Genomic DNA, 5685 nt, shown 5'->3' on the forward strand with positions numbered 1-5685 from the left:
ATGGCACGGAGCTGACCAGTCATGCGATCCTGAAATGGGTGCGCGAGGCCGGCATTGAGTGGCACTACATCGCGCCGGGAAAGCCGACACAGAACGCCTTCGTCGAGAGCTTCAACGGCCGGCTGCGCGACGAGTGCCTGAACGAGCATCTCTTCGACAGTCTCGGTGACGCCCGGCGCATCATCGAAGCCTGGCGGATAGACTACAACACGGTCCGGCCACACACATCACTCGGCGGCCTCAGCCCCGTAACCTACGAACGGCGGCTGCGCCGCCGAAGGCCCGGCTCGCTTGAGCCGCGGGGAAGCTCCACTCCCCGGGCCTTGACCACGCCATCAACAACAGAAAGAAAGGCGAACAGACTCTCCGAATGAACGGCCCGGATCACGGGGCTGGGTCACCAAGAACCTCGATATTTACAGATACCCTGGCGAATACGTTATTAGAGAGCTGTCGCCGGATCGCGATGCGGAATACATCGAGTGGCTAAATTCCCCTCCAGTAAGTCAGGAGAGGGAGGCGAAACACGATGTCATTCACGCCACGATCGAATTTTTTGACGCGATGATTCATGCATCAGCGGTGCAAGAAATCAATTGGCATATGTGGTTGTATTACTTCAGTAATTTCAATGAAGGCATGCTCGGTGTTTACGACCTCTCTAATCCTGAATTGGATCTTACGGCCGAGTATGCAACGCGTCTGGAATACCTCTTTTATCAATTATACAGGACGATGCTATCTTGGATCGAACTGGGCACCCACCTGCCTGAAAAATCTATCCACGCACAGCCCGAAACGCCCGACTGCCGACGCGAAAACGGAAATATCCCGAAATCTGCAGCGATTTGCTTAGTACAGTGTTTCAAACCATTTATGACATCGAGGAAGCTACGTCCGCAGTTTAAGAAATACATTGCAGAGATAGTATTCAGACATCTTAGGGGCTTGAGAGGTCATCAGGCGTATTATCACGTGCTTTCGAGCTGCTTATTGGGGAGAGGTGATTTTCGACCGAACAAAGAATACGGCGATGAAATGGTCGTAGCATTTGCGGAAATAGACCATGTAATTCGATTTGATCTCGAAGAATTTGAAGCCGAACTTCATGCTGCTTTCCCATAGTCGAATTCGTTTGATCGTCCTCGCGCCTACCGCCCCTCGCGCCGCCAGGCCAGCAGCAGGAAGACGATGAGGGCGATCGCTGCGAGCAGCCCCGGCAGGAGCGGCAGGCTGGTCGAGCTTCTCACCGCATAGGCGCCGCGCTCACGCAGGCCGAGCCAGTTGCCGCCGGTGGCGTTCGCGCCCTGGGCGACGCGGCGGACATCGGGGATCGCATCGCCCGGACTGTCGATGGTGTAGATGCCCCCGCCGGTCATGGCCGCGACGGGCTGGAGCACCTCGGGGGTCGCTTCCAGCGCGGCATATTCTTTCGGATTGGCCGGCCCGTTCAGCGTGACGGCCTCGAGCCCGCCGGCCCGCGCGCGGAAGAGGCCCAGCCGGTCGATCGGCGCTTCGGCGGCGAATTCGCCCGGCCCGGTGGCCTGCCATTGCGGCTGCATGGTCTGGCCATCCGGCGTCTCGATGGAGAGCGGCGGGGCATTGTCCGACAGGGTCCGCAGCGTCGCGCGCACCGTATCGCCCTGGGCTTCGAGGCGCAGCTGGCGCTCCTCCAGCTCCGGCTCCTTCATCAGCCAGTGCACCATGCGCCGGATCAGCTCGGCAAACGGGCCGCCGCCATCATGCCCGCGCGCCCAGAGCCAGATCTGGCCCGACAGCAGCTGCGCCACCCGGCCTTCGCCCACCCGGTCGACGACCAGCAGTGGGTCGCCATCCCTGGCTGTCATCAGCACATCGCCGGCCTCGGGCGTCGCCTGGACATAGCGCACCCATTCGCCCCAGTCCTGGCCGTCGAGGGCCTGGGTGACGGTGTGGCGCTTGCCGGTATCCGACAGGGTGGGAAGGAAAGGGCCGACCTTGATCGTGCCCGTCGGCAGCGCCGGCAGCACGCCCGCCAGCGGCGTATTGGCGAGGCTCGCCGGGCCGGCAAAATCCTCGCCGGCAGCAATCAGCAGCGCCCCGCCATCGGCGACATAGCGCGCCATATTGGCGAGATAGGACATGGTGATCACGGTGCGCCGCTCATACTGGTCGAAGATGACGAGGTCGAATTCGTCGAGCTTGCCCTCGAACAGCTCCTCGGTCGGAAAGGCGATCAATGCCATTTCCTCAAGCGGGGTGACATCCTGCTTGAAGGGTGGGCGCAGGATGGTGAAGTGGACGAGATCGACCGACGGGTCGGACTTTAGCAGATCGCGCCAGACGCGGCCCGCCGCATTCGGCTTGCCGGTGATCAGCAGCACACGCAGCCGGTCGCGCACGCCCGACAGCGTCGCGGCGGTGCGGTTGTTCGCCATGGTCAGTTCCTGCTCGCCCGCCGGGGTCTCGACGACGACGATATTGTCGCCGCGCCGCTCGATCTCGATGGGCAGCGGCGTGTCCACGCCGGTCTCGACGGTGATGCGTTCGGGCAGGCCGCCATTGACCGAGACAGAGACGGTGGCCTGGTCGGCGACCGGGTCGTCGACGCGCACGACAAAGCGGGCCTGCTCGCCGACAATGCCGAAATCCGGCGACTGGACGAGCGAGATGCGCCGGTCGCCGCTGTCGGGATCGCCCGTGATAAGGGCATGGATCGGCCCGAGCCCGGTCAGCTGGGCGAGGTCTTCGGGCACGTCATGGACCTGGCCATCGGTGACGATGACCGCGCCGGCAATCCGGTCGCGGGGCACATCGGCCATCAGGCCTTCCAGTGCGCCGATCAAATTGGTGCCGTCGGACCGGCTGTCGCTCTCGACCAGACGCACTTCGAGCGACTCGTCGGCCTCCAGCTCGCCCTGCAGCGTCTCGCGCACGGCATTGGCGATCTCGGTACGCTCGCCGAAGGTCATGCTTTCGGAACGGTCGACCACGACGGCGGCGACAGAGGGCAGGGGCTCTCTTTCCTCGCGCACATAGGAGGGGTTGGAGAGGGCCGCCGCCAGCGCCGTCAGGGCGAGCGCGCGGGTCAACCAGGCCTGGCCGCGCCATCTCAGATAGGCGAGATAGCTCACCGCGCAGACCGCCAGCAGCGCCCAGAGAAGCGGCCAGCCCAGAAGCGGGTCGAAACTTATGCGGGCAGCTTCGGTCAGCGCGGGCCTCCATCCGGGCGCTCCGGAATATCGTTGAAATCGAAGCGGTCGCGTTCGCGGCGGCCACCGCCATTGTCGTGTTCGCCGAGGCGTTCCAGCAGGGCGGGCAGGTGGACCTGGTCTTCCTTGTAGTTGCCGGTCAGCACATACATGATCAGATTGACCCCGAAGCGGCGCGCCATTTCGCGTTGCTCGTCGCCGCCATCCACGGAATAGATCGGCCGGCCGCGATTATCGACCGCCCAGGCGGCGAGATAGTCGGCATCCCCGATGACGAGGCTCGAGACCCCGTCGCCCCGGCGGTTGCCTTCCTCGCCCGCGCCAGAGGATTCGATCCAGAGGCGGCGGTCCTGATAGCGCCCTGGAAAGCCGTCGAGCAGGTAGAAGCTGCGGGTCAGCACATGGTCCTGCGGAACAGGCTGCAGGGGCGGGGTGTCGAGGCCCGGCAGGACGCGATCGAGATCGTCGAAACTGTTGCCGGCCGCGAGGCGTCCGCCCTCGCGCGTGTCGATGAAGAGCGTGCCGCCATTGCGCAGATAGGTGTTCAGCCGCTCCACGGCGAGCGAGCTCAGCGGTTCGGCATTCTCCGGCAGGGCGAGGAAGATGACGGGATAGACGTCGAGGGCATCGGTTTCCGGATCGACGGCGTGCGGCTCGGCCGGTTCGACCGAGGTGCGCCGGTAGAGGGTCAGCGAGACGCCGTTCAGCCCGGCCAGCGTCGCCTCGTCGACCGAGGTATTGCCGGTCTTGATATAGGCCAGCCGCATGTCCAGCGCGGCTTCGGTTGCCTTGTCGATGTCGCCGGAGACCTGCACATCGACGCCATAGCCGGGGCTGACGCCATAGCTGTACGGATCGGGCTGGGGATAGCCCTGCGCCTGGGCGGCGGGCGAGAGATCGGCGAAGAGCGGCGCGGCGAGGCCGATGATGAGCACTGCGGCGGTCTTCTGCCCGAGCCGGGGCAGGCGTCCGGCAATGGCGAGCGCGATGATGAGGTCGATGGCGAGCAATAGCCCGGCCAAGCCCAGCAGCGGGCCGGCCAGTCGCATGGATTGCGCTTCCGCGTCGCCGAGCAGGCGGGTGCCCGCTGGCCAGTCCGTCATGATGGCGGGGCTGGCATCGCGGGCGGCATTGATCGCGCGGGTGCCTGCCGGGCCGCGGTAAAGGCCGGGCGGGTGGCTCTCCGACGGTGTGAGGCCGCGAAAGTCGGTCGCCGCGACCGGGATGGCATTTGCGGCCGGGCTGACGAGGCGGCCATAGCCGTTGAGCACGATGTCGGGGGTGTAGGTGCCCTCATCGTCGGCCACCGCTTCGCCGCGCCCGGCAGCAATCGCGCGGCGCAGCATCTCCACGAAGGTGCCGGAATAGGCAAGGTCGGACCAGTCCGGCCCGGCGGTGACATGGAAGAGGATCAGCGTGCCCTGGCCGCGCTGGCTGGCGGTGACGAGCGGCGAGCCGTCCGTGAGCCGCGCCCAGGTCTTGCTGACAAGCGCCGGGTCCGGGCGGGCGAGCACCTGCTGGCGGATCTTCACGTCTTCCGGGGCGGGCAGCCCGGCAAAAGGCGAATTTTCCGGGAAGCTGCCGATGGATTGCGGGTCTTCCCAGGTCAGTGCCCCGCCAATCGCGCGCGAGGCGCGGCGCAGCGGGGTGGGCACGAGGCTGTCGGTCTGGGTCGCCATGCGCGGGCCGGCAAAGCGGATCAGCGCGCCGCCACCCTCGACCCATTCGCCGAGATCGCGTTCGAGATCGGGGGCGAGCTGGCCGATATCGGTCATGATGATGGCGTCCGGATCGGCGGCGATCAGGTCCGGCAGGTCGCCGGCGGTAATCGTCGCAAACGGCTCCAGCGCCTTGCGGACATAGTGCATGTCCGACAGCAGCGGCTGGGCCGTCGAATCGCCGGACACCAGCCCGACGCGGCGCGACCGCGCTGCCGAATCCCAGAGCCAGACACTGCCGGCGCCTTCCGAGCCGGTGATCGTGAAGCGCGAGATCTGGGCCAGCGCGGCGGCGGGAATGTCGAAGACGGCGGTGGTGGTCTTCTCGCCGGCGGCAAAGCTTGCTTCCGCCGTGCCGAGTGCCGCCCCGTCCAGCGTCAGCGCCGAGACATAGGCGTTGGCCTCGCCATCACCGGACGGGCGGGCGAGCCTCAGATTGGCGCCTTCGGCATCCGAGCTCAGCCCGGTGATCGCCATCGGTCCGCGCGGCGTGGCGGCATAGACGCTGAGCGGCGCGCGCTCTGCCAGCGCGCGGGCAAAGGGCGTGGCGGTCTCCGGATCGAGGCCGTCGGTCACCCAGAAGATGCGCCCCGGTTCCAGCCCGGAGGCATCGAGCCGCTCCAGCGCGTCGGCGCGGTCGACACCCCAGGAGACCGGATCGAGCGAGTTCACCCGCTGCGGCAGCTCGGTCTTGCTGAGCGGGTCGGACGGGTCGGTGTTCAGTGTCTTCGGCGCCGTCAGTAGCAGGTGCGCCGGCGTGTTGCGCGCCTCGCCAT

Annotated in this window: 4 protein-coding genes; 2 read left to right on the plus strand and 2 right to left on the minus strand. The window is 65.9% G+C overall.

Annotated elements, in window-relative coordinates:
- Window positions 1–374, plus strand: a 374-nt coding sequence (locus B8784_RS04520) for an integrase core domain-containing protein (protein WP_233355963.1), incomplete at its 5' end; no start/stop codon positions are given.
- Window positions 375–564: 190 nt separating this feature from the next.
- Entirely contained in the window at window positions 565–1125 is a 561-nt protein-coding gene (locus B8784_RS21215) for a hypothetical protein (protein ID WP_143435288.1), read from the plus strand.
- A gap of 26 nt (window positions 1126–1151) precedes the next feature.
- Here the strand turns inward: B8784_RS21215 and B8784_RS04525 are convergent, their stop codons facing one another.
- Together B8784_RS04525 and B8784_RS04530 are read right to left on the minus strand one after the other, a co-directional pair.
- Window positions 1152–3113 (minus strand): DUF7408 domain-containing protein, encoded by a 1962-nt coding sequence (locus tag B8784_RS04525; protein ID WP_233355967.1) that lies wholly within the window; start codon window positions 3111–3113, stop codon window positions 1152–1154.
- 74 nt (window positions 3114–3187) lie between these two features.
- The coding region (locus B8784_RS04530; protein WP_084396433.1) for a DUF4159 domain-containing protein at window positions 3188–5685 on the minus strand (2498 nt) is incomplete at its 5' end.

It is taken from the genome of Henriciella aquimarina (genome assembly GCF_002088975.1).
Taxonomy (GTDB): Bacteria; Pseudomonadota; Alphaproteobacteria; order Caulobacterales; family Hyphomonadaceae; genus Henriciella; species Henriciella aquimarina.

Excerpts from the sequence above, each read along its gene's own strand:
- B8784_RS21215 (WP_143435288.1), top strand. The coding sequence starts at position 565 with ATGATTCATGCATCAGCGGTGCAAGAAATCAATTGGCATATGTGGTTG.